General features: G+C 71.2%; 21 protein-coding genes. 11 read left to right on the top strand and 10 right to left on the bottom strand.

The features are described 5' to 3' along the window. Positions 1 to 279 precede the first annotated feature (279 nt). From FV226_RS14250 to FV226_RS14230, 5 genes are all read right to left on the bottom strand, one after another. Positions 280 to 1,383, bottom strand: coding sequence for an IS5 family transposase (locus tag FV226_RS14250; protein WP_147763417.1), 1,104 nt, complete (start codon positions 1,381 to 1,383; stop codon positions 280 to 282). Positions 1,384 to 1,461: 78 nt separating this feature from the next. Beyond that, complete coding sequence (locus FV226_RS14245) at positions 1,462 to 1,740, bottom strand: virulence factor (RefSeq protein WP_147763416.1); 279 nt, start codon at positions 1,738 to 1,740, stop codon at positions 1,462 to 1,464. Next, positions 1,740 to 1,952, bottom strand: coding sequence for a DUF5397 family protein (locus FV226_RS14240; RefSeq protein ID WP_147753076.1), 213 nt, complete (start codon positions 1,950 to 1,952; stop codon positions 1,740 to 1,742). Before FV226_RS14240 ends, FV226_RS14245 begins: the two co-directional genes overlap by 1 nt. Before the next feature lie 65 nt (positions 1,953 to 2,017). Further along, the gene (gene thrS, locus FV226_RS14235; RefSeq protein WP_147753077.1) at positions 2,018 to 4,045 is read right to left on the bottom strand and encodes a threonine--tRNA ligase; all 2,028 of its coding nucleotides are present in this window, start codon (positions 4,043 to 4,045) and stop codon (positions 2,018 to 2,020) included. 211 nt (positions 4,046 to 4,256) lie between these two features. Further along, a complete protein-coding gene (locus tag FV226_RS14230) occupies positions 4,257 to 5,846 on the bottom strand; it encodes a catalase (RefSeq protein ID WP_147763415.1) in 1,590 nt (529 codons plus the stop codon). A 161-nt stretch (positions 5,847 to 6,007) separates the two neighbouring features. Here FV226_RS14230 and FV226_RS14225 point away from each other — a divergent pair, with 161 nt between their 5' ends. The 5 genes from FV226_RS14225 to ilvA all read left to right on the top strand — a co-directional run bounded on the left by FV226_RS14225 (position 6,008) and on the right by ilvA (position 10,935). Then, a complete protein-coding gene (locus FV226_RS14225) occupies positions 6,008 to 6,946 on the top strand; it encodes a LysR substrate-binding domain-containing protein (RefSeq protein ID WP_147753079.1) in 939 nt (312 codons plus the stop codon). Positions 6,947 to 7,078: 132 nt separating this feature from the next. Continuing rightward, a complete protein-coding gene (locus tag FV226_RS14220) occupies positions 7,079 to 8,134 on the top strand; it encodes an AbrB family transcriptional regulator (protein ID WP_147763414.1) in 1,056 nt (351 codons plus the stop codon). Positions 8,135 to 8,152: 18 nt separating this feature from the next. Next, the gene (locus FV226_RS14215) at positions 8,153 to 8,497 is read left to right on the top strand and encodes a diacylglycerol kinase (protein WP_147753081.1); all 345 of its coding nucleotides are present in this window, start codon (positions 8,153 to 8,155) and stop codon (positions 8,495 to 8,497) included. A 108-nt stretch (positions 8,498 to 8,605) separates the two neighbouring features. Next, entirely contained in the window at positions 8,606 to 9,196 is a 591-nt protein-coding gene (locus tag FV226_RS14210) for a PilZ domain-containing protein (protein WP_147763413.1), read from the top strand. A gap of 122 nt (positions 9,197 to 9,318) precedes the next feature. Beyond that, positions 9,319 to 10,935, top strand: coding sequence for a threonine ammonia-lyase, biosynthetic (ilvA, locus tag FV226_RS14205; RefSeq protein WP_147753083.1), 1,617 nt, complete (start codon positions 9,319 to 9,321; stop codon positions 10,933 to 10,935). A gap of 113 nt (positions 10,936 to 11,048) precedes the next feature. Here the strand turns inward: ilvA and FV226_RS14200 are convergent, their stop codons facing one another. The 3 genes from FV226_RS14200 to FV226_RS14190 all read right to left on the bottom strand — a co-directional run bounded on the left by FV226_RS14200 (position 11,049) and on the right by FV226_RS14190 (position 14,204). Further along, positions 11,049 to 11,708: an MgtC/SapB family protein gene (locus FV226_RS14200; protein ID WP_147754372.1), complete on the bottom strand. Its 660-nt coding sequence runs from the start codon at positions 11,706 to 11,708 to the stop codon at positions 11,049 to 11,051. Positions 11,709 to 11,782: 74 nt separating this feature from the next. Continuing rightward, complete coding sequence (locus FV226_RS14195; protein WP_147763412.1) at positions 11,783 to 12,745, bottom strand: EcsC family protein; 963 nt, start codon at positions 12,743 to 12,745, stop codon at positions 11,783 to 11,785. 10 nt (positions 12,746 to 12,755) lie between these two features. After that, complete coding sequence (locus tag FV226_RS14190; protein ID WP_147763411.1) at positions 12,756 to 14,204, bottom strand: AmpG family muropeptide MFS transporter; 1,449 nt, start codon at positions 14,202 to 14,204, stop codon at positions 12,756 to 12,758. A gap of 299 nt (positions 14,205 to 14,503) precedes the next feature. On the opposite strand from FV226_RS14190, the gene FV226_RS14185 reads away from it, so the two are divergent. Next, positions 14,504 to 15,592 carry a PAS domain-containing protein gene (locus FV226_RS14185; protein WP_147754375.1) on the top strand — a complete coding sequence of 363 codons (1,089 nt, stop codon included), beginning with the start codon at positions 14,504 to 14,506 and terminating at the stop codon, positions 15,590 to 15,592. Next, positions 15,589 to 16,011 carry a response regulator gene (locus FV226_RS14180; RefSeq protein WP_210246520.1) on the top strand — a complete coding sequence of 141 codons (423 nt, stop codon included), beginning with the start codon at positions 15,589 to 15,591 and terminating at the stop codon, positions 16,009 to 16,011. Before FV226_RS14185 ends, FV226_RS14180 begins: the two co-directional genes overlap by 4 nt. A gap of 7 nt (positions 16,012 to 16,018) precedes the next feature. Here the strand turns inward: FV226_RS14180 and mutS are convergent, their stop codons facing one another. Together mutS and FV226_RS14170 are read right to left on the bottom strand one after the other, a co-directional pair. Beyond that, positions 16,019 to 18,739 carry a DNA mismatch repair protein MutS gene (mutS, locus tag FV226_RS14175; RefSeq protein ID WP_147763410.1) on the bottom strand — a complete coding sequence of 907 codons (2,721 nt, stop codon included), beginning with the start codon at positions 18,737 to 18,739 and terminating at the stop codon, positions 16,019 to 16,021. Between the two features lie 156 nt (positions 18,740 to 18,895). Then, entirely contained in the window at positions 18,896 to 19,186 is a 291-nt protein-coding gene (locus FV226_RS14170) for a hypothetical protein (RefSeq protein ID WP_147763409.1), read from the bottom strand. 148 nt (positions 19,187 to 19,334) lie between these two features. Here FV226_RS14170 and hrpB point away from each other — a divergent pair, with 148 nt between their 5' ends. From hrpB to FV226_RS14150, 4 genes are all read left to right on the top strand, one after another. Further along, entirely contained in the window at positions 19,335 to 21,881 is a 2,547-nt protein-coding gene (hrpB, locus tag FV226_RS14165; protein ID WP_147763408.1) for an ATP-dependent helicase HrpB, read from the top strand. A gap of 121 nt (positions 21,882 to 22,002) precedes the next feature. Further along, positions 22,003 to 22,479, top strand: a complete 477-nt coding sequence (locus FV226_RS14160; RefSeq protein WP_147763407.1) for a PaaI family thioesterase — start codon at positions 22,003 to 22,005, stop codon at positions 22,477 to 22,479. Continuing rightward, positions 22,476 to 23,054: a DUF1285 domain-containing protein gene (locus FV226_RS14155; protein ID WP_147752732.1), complete on the top strand. Its 579-nt coding sequence runs from the start codon at positions 22,476 to 22,478 to the stop codon at positions 23,052 to 23,054. Before FV226_RS14160 ends, FV226_RS14155 begins: the two co-directional genes overlap by 4 nt. Then, on the top strand, positions 23,051 to 23,731 hold the full coding sequence (locus tag FV226_RS14150; protein WP_246688206.1) for a CoA pyrophosphatase: 681 nt from the start codon (positions 23,051 to 23,053) through the stop codon (positions 23,729 to 23,731). The genes FV226_RS14155 and FV226_RS14150 overlap by 4 nt, the downstream gene beginning before the upstream one ends. The last annotated feature ends 2 nt before the right edge of the window (positions 23,732 to 23,733 follow it).

Below are 23,733 nucleotides of genomic sequence, written 5' to 3'. Positions count from 1 at the left end.
GCTTGACTATGCTGGATCGCTCGACGGATCGCCTCAGTCGTCGTGGCGCTGCCGTGAAGAACTTGGCCCATAGCTCATCCCTCCACTCCGACGTGAAGACTGCACCATCAAACCCTGGGATCAAACATCTAGCAGGCTGCTGCAGAAGTCTGGCGTGGCGCTCGATTTGGATCGTCAGGGCTGTTTTTCGAGATCAGCCCACCTCGACGCGGCTCGATCCGCCAGCTTCGATGGTACTCCAGGTCGCGGGCTGCGTCTCGGCCCGGCCTGGGCCGCTCTTCATGCGCGAGCCTCGGCCAGCAGCTTGGGCAGGCGCACGAGGTTGTAGGCGGCGGCCGCGAAGGTGAACAGCGCCTCGACCTTGGCTCGGCCGCGCAGCTTGACCTTCCTCAGCCCGGCCTGAGCCTTGATCCAGCCGAAGACCTCCTCGATCCGCTTGCGGCAGCGCAGGCTGATTGCGTAGCCGGGATGGCGGGTGGTGCGGCCGTCGAGGGCGGTCTTGCGCACCTTGCCGGTCTTCGAGACCGCCCCGTTGATGGCGATGTGCGGGCTCACCCGCCGCGCCCGCAGGTCGCCGACGAAGGCTTCCACGTCGAACAGCTTGTCCGCACCCAGCGTAATCCGGTGCCGGCGGGGTCGGCGGTCGAGCATGAGGAGGGCCGCCTCGCGCTCGGCCGTGCCGGTGGCGTGGTTGAGGCTGGCGTCCACCACCAAGCCGTTGCGGTTCTCCATCAGCGTGTGGCCGAGGTAGCACAGCCGGCTCTCCTGGCCGTCCGCCTTCCGGTAGAGCCGGGCGTCCGGGTCGGTAGTCGAGGCATGGGTCGCGTTCGAGCGCTTCTCGCGGCGGAAGTCACGCTCGCCGTTGCGGCCCGGGCCTGGCGGTTCGCCCGAGCCGTCCTTGGGCCGAAAGCTCTTCATCGAGGCCCAGGCCTCGATCATCGTGCCGTCGACCGAGAAATGGTCGCTCGACAACAGCCGCTTGACCGGCTTGAGCGCCAGCAGACCCGACAGGAAGGCGTGCGCCACCTCCGTCTCCAGCAGACGGTCGCGGTTGTGCGTGAACACAGTCGGGTGCCAGACCGCGGCATCGATCTCCAACCCCACGAACCACCGGAACAGCAGGTTATAATCGATCTGCTCCATCAGCATCCGCTCGGAGCGCACCGAGAAGAACGCCTGCAGCAGTGTCGCCCGAAGCAGCATCTCCGGCGGGATCGAAGGCCGGCCCAGGCCCGAGTACAGGTGCTCGAAGCGCGCGTTCAGCCCAGCCAGAACTTCGTCGGCCAAGGCCCGGATCGGCCGCAGCGGGTGATCGGACGGCACACGCTCCTCAAGCCGAACGTAGCTGAACAGGTTGGTCGAGGCCGCCTCACGTCCGCGCATCAATCAAACCCCGCCTCTCGCTCAGGCAGAGTGAATCATCTCCAAGGCCACACCGCCACAGACTTCTGCAGCAGCCTGCTAGGCCTTCACGACCTCGGTGAAGTCCGACCACTGCTCGACCCGGAACGCGCGGATGTCCCGGACCGAAGGCGCGAACCAGGGCAATGACTTCAGGGCCATGATCGCCGTGAACAGGACGGCCATGTCCTCGATCCGGCTGACGTAGGGGCTGCCCTGAACCCAGTCGAAGCCATGCCCGGCGAGTGTCGAGCGGATGTCGGCGTAGGCCTGAGAGACACCTTTCGGATGGGTCGCCTGCACCTCCGCGACGCTCAGGTCGAACGCGATGGCGAACATCACGCCTCGTCGTGATCGTGGAGGATGTCGCGCAGGGGGTAATCCAGCTCCTCGCCCGTCTCCAGGACATGCACGCGCATCAGCTGGTCGCCCGTGGCCGTGACGGACCCGGTCGCAACCACCTCGTAGGCGGGACCGGTCGGCCCGAACCGACGCCAAGTCCCGATCAGGCTTCGCGATGTGGACTCGGAAGGAATCGCGGTCTCACGCATGGGCCGATCCTGTCATAGCCTTTACAGGAAGACGAGGCCGCTTGCAGGCGGCCTCGTTTCCACGATCAGGGGGCGGGCTCGACCGGATGCTGCCCGTCGAGCACCGCATCGGTGCTCGGCACGCTCTCGGCGACGGCCTCCGCCCGGCGGAGGTCGGGCGAGGTCGCCTCGGCGACGAAGCTCGCCACGGCCTCGCCGAGCGGCAGCGTCCGGGTCTGCTGGCTGCCGAGGCGGCGGATCGAGACCGTGCGCTCCTCGGCCTCGCGGCGCCCGAGCGCCAGGATCACCGGCACCTTGGCGAGCGAATGCTCGCGGACCTTGTAGTTGATCTTCTCGTTGCGCAGGTCCGCCTCCACCCGAAGGCCGGCGCGCGTCAGCGCCCGCACCACGTCGCGCGCGTAAGCGTCCGCCTCCCCGGTGATGGTGGCGACCACCACCTGGACGGGGCTGAGCCAGAGCGGGAAATGGCCGGCGAAGTGTTCGATCAGGATCCCGGTGAAGCGCTCCATCGAGCCGCAGATCGCCCGGTGCACCATCACCGGCGGCACCTTCTGGCTCTCGGCGTCGACGTAGAACGCCCCGAAGCGCTCGGGCAAGTTGAAGTCCACCTGCGTGGTGCCGCACTGCCAGTCGCGGCCGATGGCGTCGCGCAGCACGTACTCGAACTTCGGCCCGTAGAAGGCTCCCTCGCCCGGGTTCACCTCGGTGCGGATGCGGCCGCCCGATTGCGCCTCGATCTGCGCCAGCACACGGGTCATCACCTCTTCCGCATGGTCCCACAGGGCGTCCGAGCCGACGCGCTTCTCGGGCCGGGTCGAGAGCTTCACCACGATCTGGTCGAAGCCGAAGTCGGCGTAGGTCGAGAGGATCAGGTCGTTGATCGTCAGGCACTCGTCGGCGAGCTGGTCCTCGGTGCAGAAGATGTGCGCGTCGTCCTGGGTGAAGCCGCGCACCCGCATCAGGCCGTGCATCGCGCCGGACGGCTCGTAGCGATGGACCACGCCGAATTCCGCCATGCGCAGAGGCAGGTCGCGGTAGCTCTTCAGGCCGTGCTTGAAGATCTGGACGTGGCCCGGGCAGTTCATGGGCTTGAGCGCGAACCAGCGCTTGTCCTCGGCCTCGTCGCCGGCGGATTGGGCCGCGAACATGTTCTCCCGGTACCAGCCCCAATGGCCGGAGGTCTCCCACAGGGCCTTGTCGAGGATCTGCGGCGCGTTCACCTCGCTGTAGTCGCCCTTGAGGCGGCGGCGCATGTAGGCGATCAGCTCTTGGAAGATCGTCCAGCCCTTGGCGTGCCAGAACACCACGCCCGGCCCCTCCTCCTGGAAGTGGAACAGGTCCATCTCCCGGCCGAGCCGGCGGTGGTCGCGGCGTTCGGCCTCCTCCAGCCGGTGCAGGTAGGCGTCGAGGTCTTCCTTCGTGGCCCAGGCGGTACCGTAGATGCGGGTCAGCATCGGGTTGTCGGAATTGCCGCGCCAGTAGGCGCCGGCGACCTTCATCAGCTTGAAGGCGGTGCCGACCTTGCCCGTCGAGGTCATGTGCGGGCCGCGGCACAGGTCGAACCAGTCGCCCTGCCGGTAGACCTTCAGGTCTTCGCCGGGCGGGATCGCATCGACCAGCTCGACCTTGTAGGCCTCGCCGCGGTCAGCGAACACCTTGCGGATGTCGTCGCGCTTCCAGACCTCCTTGGTGAAGGGCGCGTCCCGGCCCATGATCTCGCGCATCTTCGCCTCGATCGCCGGGAAGTCCTCCGGCGTGAACGGCGTGTCGCGGGAGAAGTCGTAGTAGAAGCCGTTCTCGATCACGGGGCCGATCGTGACCTGCGTGCCCGGCCACAGCGCCTGCACCGCCTCCGCCAGCACGTGGGCGCAGTCGTGGCGGATCAGCTCCAGCGCCCGCGGGTCGGTGCGGTCGAGGAACTCGATGCGCGCGTCACGCTCGATCGTGTCGGAGAGGTCGGAGACGACGCCGTCGAGCGCCATCGCCACGGTGCGCTTGGCCAGCGATTTCGCGATGCCCTCGACGACGGCCCGTCCGGTCACGGCCTCGTCGTAGGCGCGGGTGTTGCCGTCGGGGAACGTGAGGATGGGCATCGCTGGAAATCTCCGGGCTCACTCCTGCGTACGCGGCAGGTAAGCGATCGAGGGCCGAACCGCGTGGGGCGCGGGAGCGGCCGTTTAGACCGTTTCGCGGGTGGAGGGAACGCCGCGGCGCCGGCCGGGCGCCCTATCCAATAAAGAACCCCGCGCGGTCCTTCGACCGCGCGGGGTTGATGGTGCCGTCGGGATCGCGCCCGCGGTCGGCTTACTCGGCCGCGATCTGGTGGGCCTGCGAACCGTCGGTGTAGGTCTCGGGCGTCAGGCGCTTGCCCGGGGCGGCGCGCCCCGGCAGCGGCGGCAGCGCCAGCGCCTTGGCGAGGTCGATCCCGGCGCCTTCCGCGACCCGGCGGCCGTAATCGGCGTCGGCATGCGAGAAGTGCCAGACCATCCGCAGCTGGATGGCTTCCGGGCACTGCTTCATGTCGCCGACGAGGTTGGCGATCAGGTCGTCGCGCTCCCAATCCTGGAACGAACGGTAGCGCACGCCGGCCTGGGTGTAGTCGTCCTCGGTGCGTGAGGTCTGGTAGCGGCCGAGGTTGCCCTGCACCGGCTGGTGGTAGTCCTTCGCGGGCTTCGGGGCCTCGCGCAGGCCCTCGGCGAGCGTCGAGGGCTCGTAGTTGATGTGCTTGTTCGGGCCGGTGCCGTCGACGCCGTAGGTCATCTGCCCGTCGCGCTGGTTCGAGTAGACCTTCACGCCGGGCTGCGGCGCGTTGATCGGCAGCTGCAGGTAGTTGGCGCCGACGCGGTAGCGCTGCGTGTCCGAGTACGACAGCGTACGCCCCTGGAGCATCTTGTCGTCCGAGAAGTCGATGCCGTCGACGAGCACGCCCGTGCCGAAGGCCGACTGCTCGACCTCGGCGAAGAAGTTGTCCGGCACGCGGTCCAGCACCATCCGGCCGACGGGTAGCAGCGGGAAGTCCTCGACCGGCCACAGCTTCGTGTCGTCGAGCGGATCGAACGACAGGTGCTCGTTCGGGCCGTCCGGCATGATCTGCACGCAGAACTCCCACTCGGGGAAGTTGCCGGCCTTGATGTTGTCGTAGAGGTCGCGCGTCGCGTGGCCGACATCCTTGCCCTGGATCTCGGACGCCTGGGCCGAGGTCAGGTTGCGGATGCCCTGCTTGGGCTCCCAGTGGAACTTGCAGAGCACGGCCTCGCCCTGGTCGTTGACCAGCTTGTAGGTGTTGACGCCCGAGCCTTCCATCTCACGGTAGTTCGCAGGGATGCCCCAGGGCGACTTCAGGTGCGTGACCATGTGGATGGCTTCGGAGTGTTGGGCCACGAAGTCGAAGAAGCGCCACGCCTCCTGGCGGTTCGTCACCGGGTCCGGCTTGAACGCGTGGATCATGTCGGGGAACTTGATCGCGTCGCGGATGAAGAAGACCTTGAGGTTGTTGCCAACGAGGTCCCAGTTGCCGTCGACGGTCTTGAACTTCACCGCGAAGCCGCGCGGGTCGCGCTCGGTCTCAGGGCTCTCCTTGGCGCCGGCCACGGTGGAGAAGCGCACGAACATCGGCGTCTTCACGCCGGTCTCGTTGAGGACGCGGGCGCGGGTGTACTTGGAGGCCGGCTCGTTACCGATCTTGCCGTAGGCCTCGAAGTACCCGTGCGCGCCGGCGCCGCGGGCATGCACCACGCGCTCTGGGATCCGCTCGCGGTCGAAATGGGTGATCTTCTCGATGAACTGGTAGTTCTCGAGCGTCGCGGGACCCCGCTCGCCCACCGTGCGGGTGCTCTGGTTGTCGCGGACCGGGTGGCCCTGGCGGGTCGTCAGGATCGGGCGTTGATCGCTCATGCGAAAGATCTCTCCGTGGTGGCGACGAAGTCCGAGGGCCGGCGCCGGCGCCCTTCAGCGAGGGGCGCGCCGTTTCCTGAAATCGTTCCGGGCTCCCCTTATGCGCCTCCTGCGACCGGTTGACCAATGCATCGTCTGAAAGGCTGTGATAGACGCAGCCTATGAACATCGCCGGCCTCTCGCTCCGCGATCTCGAATATGTCGTCGCCATCGCCGACGAGGGGCATTTCGGCCGGGCGGCGGAACGCTGCAACGTCAGCCAGCCGACGCTCAGCGTGCAGGTGCGCAAGCTCGAAGGTGCGCTCGGCCTGGTCCTGTTCGAGCGCTCCAACCGCCGCGTGCTGATGACGGCGCCGGGCCAGATCATCGTGCGGCAGGCCCGCGCTGTGTTGGCCGAGGCGCAACGCCTGCTCGCGCTGGCGAGCGAGGGCCGCGGCGCGCCCCTCACCGGCCGCCTCGTCCTCGCGGCGATCCAGACGCTGGGGCCGTATCTCTTCCCGCTGGTGCTGCGCATGTTGCGCCAGGAATTCCCGATGCTGACGCTCGCCCTCAGCGAGGGCCGCACCGCCGACATCCTCGCCTCCCTGCGCGACGGGCGGGTCGACGCCGCGCTGGTGTCGCTGCCCCTGCCCGCCTCGGGGCTCACCGTCTCGCCGCTCTTCGTCGAGCCGTTCCGCCTCGCCTGCCCGGCCGACCACGCGCTGGCGCAAGGGGGGGCGCTGCGCGCAGCCGACATCGCCGGGCCGGACCTGCTGCTGCTGGACGAGGGCAACTGCCTGCGCGACCAGGCGATCGCCGCCTGCGGTGCCGGCAGCGCCGCCGGGCGCCACGCCACCAGCCTGGAGACGCTGCGCTCGATGGTGGCGGCGGGCGCCGGCTACACCCTGCTTCCGGCGCTGGCGGTCCCCTCCGGCCCCGATCCGAGCGGGCTCACCGTGATCCGCGGCTTCGACACCGACGGGCCGGGCCGGACCATCGCGCTCGCCTGGCGGGCGAGCGACCCGCGGGCGCCGGGCCTCGCCGCGCTGGCCGCCTTCTTCCGCGCCCAGGCTCCGGCCGGCACCGCCGCCTGCCGCGACGCGACCATCGACGCCGGGTGACGGCACCCGGACGAGGGCGACTCGCACAGGGCTGGGTTGTGCGTCGGCCCGCGTGACAGGGTGGACGGCAGGGTGTAGCGCGGCGCCAGGGTCGCGTCTCCGCCATGCGATCGATTGAACCGACGCATCGCCTTGCCTTTTCCCACACGGACCATCGCCCTCTGGGCGGCGCTGATCGCCGCCTCGGCTCTGCTCGGCTTCGGCCTGAAGCTGGCGCAGTTCCCGGCCGCGCTCCTGCTCGGGCCTATGGTCGCCGCGATCGTTTTCGGGGTGCGCGGGGCGCCGCTGCGGATGCCGAAGCCCGCCTTCCAGGCCGCCCAGGCGATGATCGGCTGCATGGTGGCCCACGCCATCACCGCGGAGATCACCAAGACCCTGATCGCCGACGGCCCCCTGATCCTGCTCGTGGTCGGCGTCACGGTGCTGGCCGGCGCGCTCGTCGGGCTGATCCTGACGCGCCTGCGGGTGCTGCCCGGGACCACCGCCGCCTGGGGCTCCTCGCCGGGCGGGGCGGCGGCGATGGTGGCGATGGCCGAGGAATACGGCTCCGATCCGCGCCTCGTCGCCTTCATGCAATACGTGCGCGTCGCCGCCGTCGTGCTCTCGGCCTCCCTCGTGGCGCGGCTGCTCACCGATTCGGCGACGGCCGGGCCGCCGGCCGCCGCCGAGGCGGCGACATTCCTGCCGGTGCTGGTCACCCTCGCGGTCGCGGCCGTCGGCGCCGGCGTCGGTCTCTGGCTGCGCCTGCCCGCGGGCGCCTTGATCGGGCCGATGCTGCTCGGCGCCGCCCTCCATGCCACCGGTGTCGCCAGCATCACCCTGCCGCTGCCGATCCTGGAACTCGCCTACGCGACGATCGGCTGGTACGTCGGCCTGCGCTTCACCCGCGAGACCCTGCGCGCGACGCTGCACGCGCTGCCCGGCATCCTGGTGGCGACGCTCGCCGTCATCCTGCTCTGTGCCGGCTGGGCGCTCGGGCTGACGCACCTGCTGGCGATCGACTTCCTCACCGCCTTCCTCGCGACCAGCCCCGGGGGCCTCGATTCGGTGGCGATCATCGCGGTCGGCTCGAAGGTCGACGTGTCGTTCGTGCTCGCGGTGCAGACGCTGCGGCTGTTCGTGGTGCTGATCACCGGCCCGCTGCTCGCCAAGTGGATCGCCCGCGCGGTGCCGCAGGAACCCGCGTGAATGGATGAGGCGGCGTGAATGCACGCGCTCTGGCTCGCGTTCCTGAATTCATGGCGCGGGCTCGTCCACGGCGCCCGCACCGAGCGCGCCGTGCGGCTCGAGCTCGCGCTGCTCGTCGTGGGCGTGCCGGCGGCGCTGGCGCTCGGCACGAACCTCTGGGTCCGCGTCGCCCTGATGGCGACGCTCCTGCTGATGCTCGCGGCGGAGTTCCTGAACACCGCGATCGAGAAGCTGTGCGACCACCTCCACCCCGGCCGGCACCCGCGCATCGGCATCGTGAAGGACCTCGCCTCGGCCGGGACGTTCTCGGCGCAGGCGCTCGCCGCCCTGATCTGGATCGCGGCCCTCTTTGATCGCTTCTGACGCGCTGGCCCCACGCACAGGCATCCTTTCCCGAAACGCGCGATTCGCGCGATTTGATAGGATTTCCGCAGCACTCCCGTAAAGACCGCCGTCTTATCCCGAGACTGCATGAAAGCCTCGCTTGCCCACGCAAGAAAACAATCCTGCCGGCACGCGGTGATCCTGCCGTCGCTGTTCTGGAGCCGGACCCGTCCGGATTTCTACGCGGTGACCTGTCGCCTCGGGGCCGACGGCATCCGCTTCCGCTCCGCGATCGTCCCGAACCCGGGCGAGCACCTGACCTGCAGCATCGGCCTCGTCGGTACCCTCGAAGTCCGCGTCGCCCACACAGCCGAGCGGGCCTTCACGGTGAAGCCGGCTCCTGGGCGGCAGCACAACACCGCCATCGCCCGCACCCTCGTCGAGCTCGCGGGACGCCAGAGCCGCCGGCTCGACCGCCACGGAACCTCACCGCGGATCGTCCCGCGACGCACCGAGGTGGCGGTGGCCCTGGCCGACGGCACCGTCCTCAAGGGCCGGCTCGCCGAGGTCTCCATCGCGCGGGCGGACGTCTACCTCGCGGCCCCGGTCGCGGTCGGCGTCAAGGTCCGCCTCGGCGCCACCGAGGCGGTGGTGGCGCACAGCTTCCGCAACGGAATCGGCGCCTACTTCCTCAGCCCGCTCGATCCCGACCTCCTCGACGAGGGCCTCGTGCTCTGACGGTCGCGTAGGCTTTCACGCTCGCATGGGGGCCGTAGGCCGGTCGGGCATCGCGGGCCTCGGCCGAGCCGCGCGCCTTCGCCCGCTCGCATCTTGCGCCGCAAGCCGCTATTGCCGGCAGCATGTCCGACACCGTGAAACCAGCCCCGCACCCGGCCGAACCGGCGCCCGACTACATCCGCAAGATCCTCACGGCGCGCGTCTACGACGTGGCGATCGAGAGCCCGCTCGATCCGATGCCGCGGCTCACCGCGCGTCTCGGGCGGCCGGTGCTGCTGAAGCGCGAGGACCTGCAGCCGGTCTTCTCGTTCAAGCTGCGCGGCGCCTACAACAAGATGTCGGCGCTCTCGCCCGAGCAGCTCGCCCGCGGCGTGGTCTGCGCCTCGGCCGGCAACCACGCTCAGGGCGTGGCGCTGGCGGCCGCGCGCCTGAAGGTGCGGGCGGTGATCGTGATGCCGCGCACGACGCCGGCGATCAAGGTCGACGCCTGCCGGGCGCGGGGTGCCGAGGTGATCCTGCACGGCGACGCTTTCGACGAGGCTTTGACCGAGGCGCGGCGCATCGAGACCGAGCAGGATCTCACCTTCCTCCACCCCTTCGACGACCCGGACGTGATCGCCGGACAGGGCACGATCGGCATGGAAATCCTGCAGCAGCATACCGGGCCGATCGAGGCGATCTTCGTGCCCGTCGGCGGTGGCGGCTTGGCGGCCGGGATCGCGACCTTCGTGAAGTACCTGCGGCCCGAGACCAAGGTGATCGGCGTCGAGCCGGACGACGCCGCCTGCATGGCGGCGGCCCTGAAGGCCGGCGAGCTCGTCCTGCTGCCGACGGTCGGCCTGTTCGCCGACGGCGTCGCCGTGCGCCAGGCCGGTGCCGAGACGTTCCGCCTGTGCCGCCAGCACCTCGACGAGGTCATCACCGTCGACACCGACGCCATGTGCGCGGCGGTCAAGGACATCTTCGACGACACCCGCGCGGTCTCCGAGCCGTCGGGCGCCCTCGCGCTCGCGGGCGCCAAGCTCTACGCCGAGCGCACGGCGAAGGGTGACGGCTCGGACGGCGCGCTTGTGGCGATCTCGTCGGGGGCGAACCTGAACTTCGACCGGCTGCGCCATATCGCCGAGCGGGCCGAGCTTGGCGAGGAGCGGGAGGTCCTGCTCGGCGTCACCATCCCGGAGAAGCCCGGCGCCTACCGGGCCTTCATCACGGCCCTAGGGCCGCGGGCGATCACCGAGTTCAACTACCGCTACGCGCCGGGCGCGCAGGCGCGCATCTTCGTGGGCATCAACCTGCCGGGCGGACGGCCCGAGAAGCGCGACTTGATCGCCGGGCTCGTCGCCGACGGCTACGATGTCCACGACATGAGCGACAACGAGATGGCCAAGGTCCATGTCCGCTACATGGTCGGCGGCCGCGCCTCGGGCCTCGCGCATGAGCGGCTCTACCGCTTCCAGTTCCCGGAGCGGCCGGGCGCGCTGCTGAAGTTCCTCGATGCGCTGGGCGAGGGCTTCAACATCACCCTGTTCCACTACCGCAACCACGGCGCCGACTACGGCCGGGTGCTGGCGGGCATCGCCGTGCCGCCAGGCGCGCGCGAAAAATTCGACGCTGCGGTCGGGGCGCTCGGCTTCCCCTGCTTCGACGAGACCGACAACCCGGCCTACCGGATGTTCCTCGACGGCGAGCCGGCGCCCAAATCAGGCCTCGCCGGCTGGTTCGGCCTCAGGAAGGCGTGACGGCGACCGCCTGGGCCGTTTTCCGTGATCTCTGGATCACGAAAATCGGCCCAACCTGCTGTGTGGTCGCATCTTCTTCGCGCGAGCCGGCATCCACCGCGCTTGAAAATGCTTTAGCGCTGCACCGTCTCGACGCTGACGACGTCGGGGTTCGCCCGCAGCGTCACGGCGATCGCCTCGACGCTGGTGGCCGACAGGCGCACGAACGCCACCTCGATCTCGTCGAGGGCGGGGTCTTCGGCGGTGCGCGCCGTGAACTGGCGCACCCGCGAGGCACGTTCCCCGGTCGCGACGTGAAGGGTGTCGATTGAAAGCGTCCCCCGCTTGGCGACGATGCGAAGCGTCCGCGTCTGCATCCGGTCGCGCCAGCGCTCCTCCAGCGGTTTCACCCCCGCCAGGATCGCGATGACGAAGGTCGTGGTCGCCACCGCCGGGACGTAGAGCCCGCCGCCGATGGCGAGGCCGATCGCCGCCACCGCCCACAGGCTCGCGGCGGTGGTCAGACCCTTCACCACCTCGCCGCGTAGCAGGATCGTGCCCGCACCGAGGAATCCGATGCCGGAGACGACCTGCGCCGCGACGCGCGAGGGATCGAGGACGACGTTCTTCGCCCCGAGCGCATCGGCGAAGCCGTAGTTCGAGACCAGCATGATCAGACAGGATCCGACGCAGACCAGCATGTGCGTGCGCAGGCCCGCCGCCCAGAGCAGGCGCTCGCGCTCGAGCCCGATCACGCTGCCGAGCAGGGCCGCCAGCGCCAGGCGGCCGATCATCTCCGCGTTCCCGAGCAGCGTTCGCCTCCCTGGTCCTCAGCGATCCGCGGTGAAGAATAGGCGCGTCCGGCGCGTCATGCGACGCCGAGCGTGACCTTCTCCACCTCGTAGGCTGCGCGCACGGTCGCCGGCCCGTAGGTGCGCTCCAGGCGCCGGACGGTGAAGTGGGCACGCGCCATCGACTGGAAATGGCCCATGAAGGCGGTGTTGACCGCTGCCCCTCCGAACGCGCCCAGCAGCGGCACCGCCTGCGCGGCGACCTTCTGCGAGACCACGATGCCGAAGCGCGCCGCGATCTGGGCGGTGAAGCGGATCAGCGCCGGGGCGGACTGGTCGAGCAGGGTCTTGCTCCCGGCGTAGCGCACGGCCTCGGCCATCGTCTTGGCGAGGGCGGCGCGCACGGCGAAGTAGCCGCTCTCGACCAGCCCCGTGCCGTCGGCGCCCGCGCCCCCGGCCGCCGCATCGGTCTTTCCGCCGAGTGCGAAGACCTGGACGCAGGCGAGCGCGCCCTCCGGGTCGTCGAGGTCCTCGCCCTCCTCCCGCGCGATCTCCGCGATCGAGCGCAGCATCAGGGTGGTCGAGACCGGCAGCTCGACGGCGAGCGTCGCGAGGCCGAAGGCGCCGCCGAACGCCCCCGACAGCGCCGCCAGGGCCTTGTGGTTGAAGGTGCTCGATCCGGTCAGGCTGCCGAGCAGCCCGCCGAGGCCCCCCTCGGCCTTCGCGGCGACGCCCTCGACCGCGGTGCCGGCGGCCGGCGCGACCGCGACCTTCGGCAGCGTCTTCAGGGCGACCCGCAGGGCGCCCCGCATCGCGGCCTCGGTCGAGCGTCCGACGGCCTCGGTCACGGGGGCCGGGAGCGAGCGGCCGATCATGTCGAGGGGGGCGCCGGCCGCGGCCGAGAGCCTCGCGGCGAGGCCCGGCTGCTCCAGTGCGCGAACGGACCGGCGCAACGCCGCGAGGTCCGCCTCGCTCAAGGGACGCTCGATGGACTCGGTGGCGGCCGGAAGGACCTCACCGGTCAGCGCGATGTCGCTCATGCTTTCCTCCTCACGACCGGGTTCTCAAGGGCACCCCCGGCGAACCGGTAGGAAGCGGGACGGAGACCGGAGGGTTCCCGTCCCCCGCCGCGGCGGGTGTCGCCGCACTGTTGGGAACGACGGGTGCAGGCCGCCGGCTCGGGGTCCGGCCGACGGCGAGGCAGAGCAGCACCACCGGGATGCCGACAGCCGAGGTCATGACGAAGAAGGTCGGGTAGCCGAACGCGGCGACGATGTAGCCCGCGGTGCCCGCGACGAGCTTGCCCGGCAGCGCGTAGAGGGACGAGAACAGCGCGTACTGCGTCGCCGCGTAGCCCGGGGTGGTCAGGCTCGACATGTAGGCGATCAGCGCGATGCCGGCGAAGGAGCCGCAGAAGTTCTCGATCGAGATCGCCACCGTCAGCCGCCAGACCTCCGGCCCGCCGGTCGACAGCCAGGCGAAGGAGAGGTGCGAGGCGGCGGCGAGGAAGGCGCCGGCGAGCAGCGTTGGGAACATCCCGAACCGCGCCATCGCCCAACCGCCCGCGAAGCCGCCGGCGATGCCGACCCAGATGCCGTAGAGCTTGGTGACGGTGGCGATCTCCTTCAGGTCGAACCCCAGCGTCCGGTACAGCGGGCTCGCCATCACGCCGGAGACGAAATCCGGCATGCGGTAGAGCGCCACCAGGACCAGCACGCCCCACAGGGCCGGCCCCATCCGTTCGCGGAGCTCGACCAGGGGCTCTAGGACGGCCTGGCGGACCGACCACAGCCGCGTCCCGTCCGCCTTCGGCGTCGCGGCGGTCGCCGCGGCATCGACGGTCGCGGCCTCTGGCCGGCCGCGGTCGAAGGCGGGGGCGAGGAGGGCTGCGACCAGGCCGACGAGCATCAGCGCCGCCATCGTCAGGTAGGCGAAGGTCCAGCCCTTGTCGGAGGCGAGGAAGAGGGCGCCGGCGCCCGCCGTGATCAGGCCGAGGCGGTAGCCGAGGTTCGAGGTCGCCGCGAGGATGCCCTGGAAGTCGGTGCCGGCGGCGTCGATGCGCCAGCCGTCGATGACCACGTCCTGGGTCGCGGCGCAGAAGGCGACGAGGAAGGCGCCGAGCCCGAGCAGCGCGAGGCTCGTCTTCGGGTCGGTGAAGGCCATCAGCACGAGGCAGATCGCCACCGCCACCTGGGTCGTCACCATCCAGGCGCGGCGGCGGCCGAGGCGGGCGCTCAGCACCGGCACGTCGATCCGGTCGATCAGCGGCGCCCAGAGGAACTTCAAGGAGTACGGCAGCGCCACGTAGCTGAACAGGCCGATCGCCTTGACGTCGATGTCCGAGAAGGCGAGCCGCAGGGTGAAGGTTCCGAGCACCAGGAGCAGCGGCAGCCCGGAGGAGAACCCGAGCGCCAGCATGAGGACGATGCGCCGATCCTCGACCAGGTCGCGGACCCGCAGCCGTCGCGCGGGCTTGTCCGGTGCGGTGTCCGTGGCCATGCGATGGGAACTCCTTGACGCCAGTGAGCCTTGATCCGCAAGAATCGTGGCAGCCTTGCGCCGGCCCACGCGTCGCGGAACGTCCGGGCGCGGGGCGGCGGACGGATCATGGTCGATGTCGGCTTAACGCGACATCGCACATTTGCTTGGGTACAAGCGCGGGCGATCGGGAACCTTGCTCCCGCGGGTCTGTTCGGATGAGGCGAGCGTAGCCGCTCTCCTTGCACCGTCCGTCCGCGCGGGCCCAGCGCGGCGGCTCTCGATGCATCAAGGCTCCTCGCGTACCGATCGGTTACAGGATGATGGAGACCAGCGACCAGGCGGATTACCCGCTCGCTCCGGCGACGTTCGCGCGGGCGTTCGATTCGAGCCCGACACCGATGCTGCTCACGAACGCGGCCCACGACAACAATCCGATCGTCTGGGTCAACGAGGCGTTCCTAAATCTCACCGGGTACGGCCGCGACGAGCTGCTGGGGCGCAATTGCCGGATGCTGCAGGGAGCGGGCACCGACCGCTCCGAGGTCGCGCGCCTGCGCGCCGCGCTCGATGCGGCGGAGCCGATCGAGTGCGAGCTGCTGAACTATCGCAAGGACGGCACGGCCTTCTGGAACAGCATGACCGTCAACCCGGTGCGGAACGCCGACGGGCGGGTGACATTCTTCTTCGCCGCGCAGGCCGACATGACCGACAAGCGGTCGGTCGAGCAGGCGATGCGCGGCACCAACGACGAGTTGGAGCGCCAGGTCGGACAGCGTACTGCCGACCTGCAGGCCGCCCTCGAGCAAAAGACCGCGCTGCTTCACGAGGTCGATCACCGGGTCAAGAACAACCTCCAGGTTATTTCGTCCTTGATGCTGCTGAAGGCACGGCGCACGCCCGAGGGCGAGGCGCGCGATGCGCTCTCCGGCATGGCCGAGCGCATCGGCGCGCTCTCGACCGCGCACCGGATGCTCTACTCGGCCGGCGACGTCACCAAATTCAACCTGTCGGACTTCACCGACGACTTCCTGTCGGACTTCAACGCCGGGCTCGATGCCGAGCGCACCAAGGTCGAGGCGCGGATCGATTCGATCGCGGTCTCCGCCGCCATGGCCGCGCCGCTCGCGCTGATGATCCACGAGTTGGCGAGCAACGCCGTCCGGCACGCGTTCCCGCAGAACCGGGTCGGCCGCATCGGTATCACCGCGCGACGCACCGAGACCGGCATGCACCTGATGATCGAGGATGACGGCGTCGGGATCGACGCCGGCCCGGTCAACCCGGCAGGCTTCGGCCGGAACCTCGTCGAGATGGTGGTGCGGCAGCTGCGCGGCACGATCACGTGGCGCGACCGCGGACCCGGCACCGTGGTCGAGATCGCGATTCCGCTGGCGGAGGACGCGTGATCGAACCGGCCCTGCGCATCCTCGTGGTCGAGGACGAGGCGCTGATCGCCCTCGAACTGGAATTTTTGCTCGACGACCTCGGCTACGTCACGGTCGGGATCGCGGCGAGCTCAGCCGAGGCGATCGCGCTGGGTCTGTCTACCGCGCCGGACGTGGCGCTGGTGGACATCCATCTCGTCGACGGGCCGACCGGCGTCGACGTCGCCCGGGCGCTCAGCGCCGACCCGCGCACGACGGTGGTGTTCATGACCGCCAACGCCAAGCGTATCCCCGACGATTTCGCCGGCGCCTTCGGTGTGATCGCCAAGCCCTATTCCGAGCGGGTCGTAGCGAGCACCCTCGACTATGTCGCCGGCTGCCGCGCCGGGCGTGTCCCTGCCCCGCCCTGCCCGGACGGTTTCTGTCGCGCACCCGAGTAAGTGCGCCTCAGCCGGCCGCGCGTTCGCGCTTGAGCCTATAGAGCGCCTCCATCGCCTCCCGCGGCGTCAACGCATCCGGGTCGATCGCATCGAGCAGGAGGCCGAGCCTGTCGTCCGCCTCGATCGCCGGTTCCGGAAGCGGCGGCGGCGCAAGGCTCGCGAATAACGGCAGGTCGTCGATGCGCGGGCGGCTCGGACGCTCGCGCTCGGCCTTCTCCAGCCCCTTCAGGATCGCGCCGGCCCGCGCGACGACGGCGCTTGGGAGGCCGGCGATGCGCGCCACCTGCAGCCCGTAGCTGCGCTCGGCCACCCCCGGGACGACCTCGTGCAGGAACACGACGCCGTCGCGGTGCTCGGCGACCTTCAAGGTGGCGTTGTCGAGCCGCGCCAGGCGCTGGCCGAGGGCGGTCAGCTCGTGGAAATGCGTGGCGAACAGCGCGCGGCAGGCGTTCGCCTCGTGCAGGTGCTCGAGGCAGGCCCAGGCGATCGAGAGCCCGTCATAGGTCGCGGTCCCTCGCCCGATCTCGTCCAGGATCACCAAAGAGTGCCGTGTCGCCTGGTTGAGGATCGCGGCGGTCTCGACCATCTCGACCATGAAGGTCGACTGCCCGCGGGCGAGGTCGTCGGCGGCGCCGACGCGGGAGAACAGCCGGTCGACGCGGCCGATCCGGGCCTCGCGCGCCGGTACGAAGGCGCCGACCTGCGCGAGCACCACGATCAGGGCGTTCTGGCGGAGATAGGTCGACTTGCCGCCCATGTTCGGGCCGGTGATCAGCCGGATGCGGCCGCGCCCCTCCCCCGAGAGGTCGCAATCGTTGGCGATGAAGGCTGTCCCGGACTTGCGCAGGGCCGCCTCGACCACCGGGTGACGGCCCTCCGCGATGACGAAGCTCAGCGACGCGTCGACCTGGGGCCGGCACCAGTCCAGCTCGACCGCGAGCTCGGCGTGGCTCGCGGCCACGTCGAGCGCAGCCAACGCCTCGGCGATGCCGCCGATCGCCTCCGCTTGCGCGACGGTGCGGGCCGAGAGGTCGTCGAACACCGACGCTTCCAGTGCGAGCGCGCGGTCGGCCGCCCCAAAAATCTTCTGCTCCAGCGCGCCGAGCTCGACGCTGGTGAAGCGCATGGCGTCGACCATGGTCTGTCGATGCACGAAGTCGCGCATCAGCCCCTTCAGGCAGGCCTCGCCGACCGATTGCGGCACCTCGATGAAGTAGCCGAGCAGGCCGTTATGCTTGATCCGCAGGGTGCGGCAGCCGGTCTCCTCGGCATAGCGCGCCTGGAGCGCCGCCACGACCTTGCGCGAGTCGCTGCCGAGGAGGCGCGCCTCGTCGATCTCCGGATGGTAGCCGACGCGGACGTAGCCGCCGTCGCGCCGGTTCAGCGGCAGCTCGTCGGCCAAGCTGGCGCGCAGCGTCTCGACGAGGTCGCGGTCGGCGCGGGCGAGGATCTTCGCCAGCCGCGCCAGGTCGTCCGGCAGGTCCGTCCCGTCCGCGAGGCGTGCGCCGAGCGCCAGCGCCACGTCGAGCCCGTCGCGGATCGCGGCGAGGTCGCGCGGGCCGGCCCGTCCGAGGCCGGTGCGCGAAAGCGCGCGGGCGAGGTCGGGGGCGCGGGCGAGCGCGTCGCGCAGGGCGGCGCGCAGGGCGCGGTCCTCCACGAGCCGCGCCACCGCATCGTGCCGCCGCGCGATCGCGGCCAGCTCGGTGAGCGGTCCGGCGAGGTGCTCGGCCAGCAGCCGCGCGCCGTTGGCCGAGACGGTCCGGTCGATCGCGTCGAGGAGGCTGCCGACCCGCTCGCCCGAGAGCGTTCGGGTGAGTTCGAGGTTGGCCCGCGTCGCCGCGTCGATCGCCAGCGTGGTCCCGGCCTCCTCGCGGGTCGGCACGCAGAGCGGAGCGCGGGCGGCGAGCTGGGTTCGCGCGACGTAGAGCAGGGCTGCGCCGGCGGCGGCGATCTCGGCGCGGGTGAAGGTGCCGAAGCCGTCGAGCGTCGCGACGCCGTACTGCTCGCGGAGGCGGCGCTCGGCCGAGGCCGGCTCCAGCTCCGCCTGGGCCAGGGGGACCACGGCCGCCCGCGTCTCCGCCCAAAGGCGGGCGAGCGCCGGGTCGGTGTGAATCGCGTCCGACAGCACGATCTCGCGCGGGTCGTGGCGGGCGATCGCGCCGGCGAGGTCGGCGCCCGGAACCTCGCTCAGGGCGAACCGCCCGGTGGAGATGTCGATCGCCGCGAGCCCGTATGCGAAGGCCGCGTCCGAGACCTTGCGACGGCCGATCGCCAGCAGCAGGTTGGCGCTGCCGGGATCGAGAAGACGGTCCTCTGTGATGGTGCCGGGGGTGACCAGCCGCACGACCTCGCGGCGGACCACGGATTTCGGCCCCCGCCGCTTGGCCTCGGCAGGGTCCTCGGTCTGCTCGCAGACCGCGACGCGGTGGCCGAGCCCGATCAGGCGGCTGAGGTAGTCGTCGGCGCGGTCCACCGGCACGCCGCACATCGGGATGTCGGCGCCGCCGTGCTTTCCGCGCTTGGTCAGGACGATGCCGAGCGCCCGCGAGGCCGTCTCGGCGTCGGAAAAGAACAGCTCGTAGAAGTCGCCCATCCGGTAGAACAGCAGGCAGTCCGGGTTGGCGGCCTTGATCTCGATGTACTGCGCCATCATCGGCGTCGGGCCTGCGACCTCCGCGGTGCCGGATCCGGCGGCGTCGGCGAGGTTTCGGGCGGAGCTGCGGGCCATGGCAGCGCTCTTAGCAGACCCGCCCGTGTTTGATCAGCGCGGGCTCCTCCGATCGCTGGGGAGAAGGCACGCGTGCGCGTACCCCAATTCGCGGCACGAAAAAGCCGGCGCCACGCGGCGCCGGCTTCAGGTCGAGTGGTCGGGACGTGCGACGGATCAGTAGCGCGGGCCGCCGACGGTGTCGCCGAGGTTCTGCTGGTAGCCACGCATCGCCGGGTTGCGTGCGTTCGGATTGCCGTGGCGCATGGTGTTGCGGCGGCGCATCATGCGCTCGGCCTTCGTGGAGTGGTGGTGGCGGTAGTGGTGACGGTAGGCGACGGCGTCCTTCGTGCTCTCGGCGACGACGCCGGCCTGCGGCATCGCGGGTGCGGCGGAGGCCGAGATCGACCCGAGCCCGAGGCCGCCGAGGAGCAGGCCGGTCGCGAGGGTCAAAGAAAGACGCGTCATCCAAGGATTCTCCAGTTCCGCGCTCGTGCGCTGCGGGCCTACAAGTTCATGGACGGCGCGTGGTTCCGGCCACCGGCTGTGAAATCATGCCGTCGGCGGGGGATTTATTTCTTGCCGGAGTCGGGATTGTTCGAGGAGTTGAATCGTCATGGCGTCCGAGCGCCCCGCTGAGACCGTCGCGGCGGCGGCGACCCCATCCTCCGCGCCCCGCCCGAACGACGCCCTCGCGCGCAGCCCATTGCCCCACAGCTCCTTGCCGATCGATGCGGCGCTGCCCGACCTGCGAGCGGCGCTGGCCCGATCGAACGCGGCCGTCCTCGTCGCGCCGCCGGGCGCCGGCAAGACCACGCGGGTGCCGCTCGACCTCCTGCAGGCGTCCTGGCTCGGAACGGCCAAGATCATTCTGCTCGAGCCGCGCCGCCTCGCCGCCCGCGCTGCGGCCGAGCGCATGGCCGGCACGCTCGGCGAGCGCGTCGGCGACACCATCGGCCTGCGCGTCCGCCTCGGCTCCAAGATCTCGAGCCGCACCCGCATCGAGGTCGTGACCGAGGGCGTCTTCGGCCGGATGATCCTGGACGACCCGGAACTCTCCGGCGTCGGGGCGGTGCTGTTCGACGAGTTCCACGAGCGCTCGCTCGACGCCGACTTCGGCCTCGCGCTCGCCCTCGACGCGCAGGCGGCCTTGCGCGACGACCTGCGCATCCTGGTGATGTCGGCCACCCTCGACGGCGCCCGCGTCGCGCGTCTGCTCGGCGACGCCCCCGTCGTCGCCTCGGAGGGGCGTGCCTTCCCCGTCGAGACCCGCTACGCCGACCGCGATCCCAACCGCCGGATCGAGGATGCGATGGCGGACGCGATCCTGCGTGCGCTGCGGGCCGATCCGGGCTCGGTCCTGGCCTTCCTGCCGGGCCAGGGCGAGATCCGCCGCGTCGCCACCTCGCTGGAGGGCCGCGTCGGGCCGGAAGTCGCGATCGCGCCGCTCTACGGCGCGCTGACGCCGGCCGAGCAGGACCGGGCGGTGGCGCCGGCCGGGCCGGGCGCGCGCAAGGTGGTGCTGGCCACCAGCATCGCCGAGACCTCGCTGACAATCGAGGGCGTGCGCATCGTGGTCGATTCCGGCCTCGCCCGGGTGCCGGTCTACGAGCCCGGCCTCGGGCTCACCCGGCTCGTGACCGCGCGGGCTTCCCGCGCCTCGGTGGACCAGCGCCGCGGCCGCGCCGGCCGGACCGAGCCCGGCGTGTGCTGGCGCCTCTGGGCCGAGGCCGGAACCAGCGCGCTCGAACCGTTCACCCGGCCCGAGATCGTCTCGGCGGACCTCGCCGGGCTCGTGCTCGACTGCGCCGAGTGGGGCGTGACCGATCCCGGCACCCTCGCCTTCCTCGATCCCCCGCCGGCCCCAGCCCTGAAGGAGGCGCGCGCGATGCTGCGCGACCTCGATGCGATCGACGCTGACGGGCGGCTCACCGAGACCGGGCGGCGCCTGCGCGCCCTCCCCCTGCCGCCGCGGCTCGCCCGCATGGTGGTCGCCGCCGCCGACCTCGGCGCCGCGACCGCCGCCGCCGACTTCGCCGCCGTCCTGGTCGAGCGTGGCCTCGGCGGCGACGCGGTGGACCTCGCCGACCGGGTCGAGCGCTATCGGCGCGACCGCGGGCAACGCGCCGCCGACATGCGCCGCATGGCCCAGGGCTGGGCGCGCTCGGCTTCCCCGTCCGGGACTCGCGCGACCTCGGACCCGGCGGCGGGTGCCCTCCTGGCGCTGGCCTACCCCGACCGGGTCGCGAAGGCGCGCGGGCGCGACGGCGAGTTCGTGATGGCCAACGGGCGGGCCGGGCGCCTCGACCCCGCCTCGCCGCTCGCCCGCGAGCCCTTCCTCGTGGTGGCCGACGTCGTCGGCGCCGCCGGCAACGCCCGCATCCTCGCCGCCGCCGCGATCGACCTCGACGCGATCGAGGCAGCCTTCGCCGACCGCATCGAGGGCGTGACGCAGGTGATCTTCGACGGCGCGGCGCGGGCGCTGCGGGCCCGCAGCCTGCGCCGGCTCGGCGCCATCACCCTCGGCGAGCGCACGCGCCCCGTGCCCGCCGACCTCGACTCGGCCAGGGTGCTGGCCCGCGGCATCGCCAGCCTCGGCCTCGAACGGCTGCCCTGGACCCCGGCGCTGACGCAGTGGCGCGCCCGCATCGCCTTCCTGCGCGCGGCGGAGGGCGGTGACTGGCCCGACCTCGCCGACGCCACCCTCTTGGAGACCATCGAGGACTGGCTCGCGTCAGCCCTCGTCGGCCGCCTCGGCCTCGACGCCGTCTCCGCCGCCGACCTCGGCGAGGCGTTGCATGAGCTGTTGCCGTGGCCGCTGCTCGCCCGACTCGACGCCCAGGCGCCGACCCATGTCGAGGTTCCGACCGGCTCGCGCATCCCGGTCGACTACGAGGCCGAGGGCGGGCCGGTCCTGGCCGTGCGGGTGCAGGAGCTGTTCGGGCTGGCGACGCATCCGACTGTGGGCCGGGTGCCGCTCGTCCTCCACCTGCTCTCGCCCGGCCACCGCCCGGTGCAGATCACCCGCGACCTCCCCGGCTTCTGGCGCGGCTCCTGGAGCGCCGTGCGCACCGAGATGCGCGGCCGCTATCCGCGCCATCCCTGGCCGGAGAATCCGCTGGAGGCGCCACCCACCCGCCGCGCCAAGCCGCGGGGCACGTAAGCGGGTGAGGTGAGCCAAAGCCTGAAGTGCCCCGAACTTCGCGTGACAGCCGGCGGTCGCGATGCGACCGTGCCACAAAACCCTGCGCATGCGCCCGCCGCGCGATCGAGATCCCGCCCCCATGACGCCCAGCGAACTGCGAACGCCCGAGGCCGAGCCCCACGAGGGCGACGGCTGGACGCCGATCCACGACACCGGCTTCATCGCCCATGTCGGGCCGGTCTACGTCCGCGACGGCGCCTACGCGTTCCGTGCCGCCGACAAGCACGCCAACCTGATCGGCGTGGTCCACGGCGGCATGCTGATGAGCTTCGCCGACCGGGCGCTGGGCGAGACCGCGATGCGGGCGGCCGACGGGGCGAATTGTGTGACGATCCAAATGGAGATGCAGTTCGTCGACACCGCGCGGCTCGGCGACTGGATCACCCTGGCGCCCGAGATCATCAAGCGCACCGGCTCGCTCGTCTTCCTGCGTTGCGAGCTGCGCCACGCGGCGCGCGTGGTCGGCGTCGCCTCGGGCGTCTGGAAGATCCTGCGCCGGCGCCCGGAGGCGCCCCCGGTTCCCGGCCCGTCCGGCGCGCTATCTGAGGGCGCATGACCGCCTCCGACGATCCGACCCTGAGCCGCCTCGGCGCGGCCCTGGCCGAGCTGCCCAAGCGCGGGCTGCCGCCGGTGGACAAGTGGAATCCGCCCGATTGCGGCGCGATCGACATCCGCATCGCCGCCGACGGCACCTGGTTCCACGACGGCACGCCGATCCGCCGCCCGAAGATGGTGAAGCTGTTCGCCTCGATCCTGCGGCGCGAGCCCGACGGTACGACGGTGCTGGTCACGCCGGTGGAGAAGGTCTCGATCACCGTGGAGGATGCGGCCTTCGTCGCCGTCGAGATGGCGATCGACGGCGAGGGCGACGCGCGCCGCATCAGCTTCCGCACCAACGTCGACGACCTTGTGCCCGTCGATTCCGAGCACGGCTTACGTTTCGCGGAGGGCGAGGCCGGCGCCCTCAAGCCCTACCTCCACGTCCGCCGCGGACTCTGGGCGCTGGTGACGCGGGCGCTGACCTACGATCTCGTGGCGCTCGCCGAGGAGCGCGAGATCGAGGGCGTGCCGTGGCTCGGCATCGCCGCAGGCGGCCGCTTCCACCGCATCGCCCCGGCCGACGCCGCGTGAGCGCCGTGGACAGCCCGACGCGCGACGCGGACCTCGCCGACTTCCTCGCCCGCGCCGAGGCGCGGCTCGCCCGCGACCCGCCCGGGCCGGACGACCCGACCTCGAACCCGCGCGGCGACCACAGCCTGGAGCCCGACGGCAGCGCCGTAATCCCGCCGCCGCCGCACCGGCGGGCGGCCGTTCTGGTGCCGGTCGTCGCGCGCGAATCCGGCCTCGCGATCGTGCTGACGCAGCGCGCCGCCCACCTGCGCGACCATTCCGGCCAGGTCGCGCTGCCCGGCGGCAAGATCGACCCGACCGACGCAAGCCCGATGGCGGCGGCCCTGCGCGAGGCCGAGGAGGAGGTCGGCCTGTCGCCGCGTCACGTGCGGATGCTCGGCTACCTCGATCCCTACCTGTCCGGCACCGGCTTCCTGGTGGCGCCTGTGATCGGCCTCGTCGACCGGGAGGCGCGCCTCGCGCCGAACCCGGCCGAGGTGGACGCGATCTTCGAGGTCCCCCTGGCGGTGATCGCCGACCGGTCGCGCTACGAGCTGCGGATGCGGGTGTGGCAAGGCCGCGACCGGCGCTTCTACGCCCTGCCCTACGGCGAGCGCCTGATCTGGGGTGTGACGGCGGGCATCCTGCACAACCTCGCCGAACGGCTCGAATTCGGGCCACCGAAGTCCCACCTCTGAGC

Source organism: Methylobacterium sp. WL12, assembly GCF_008039475.1.
Classification (GTDB): domain Bacteria; phylum Pseudomonadota; class Alphaproteobacteria; order Rhizobiales; family Beijerinckiaceae; genus Methylobacterium; species Methylobacterium cerastii.
The sequence above is the reverse complement of the archived record's forward strand: the minus strand, read 5'-3'. Positions and strand labels throughout refer to the sequence as shown.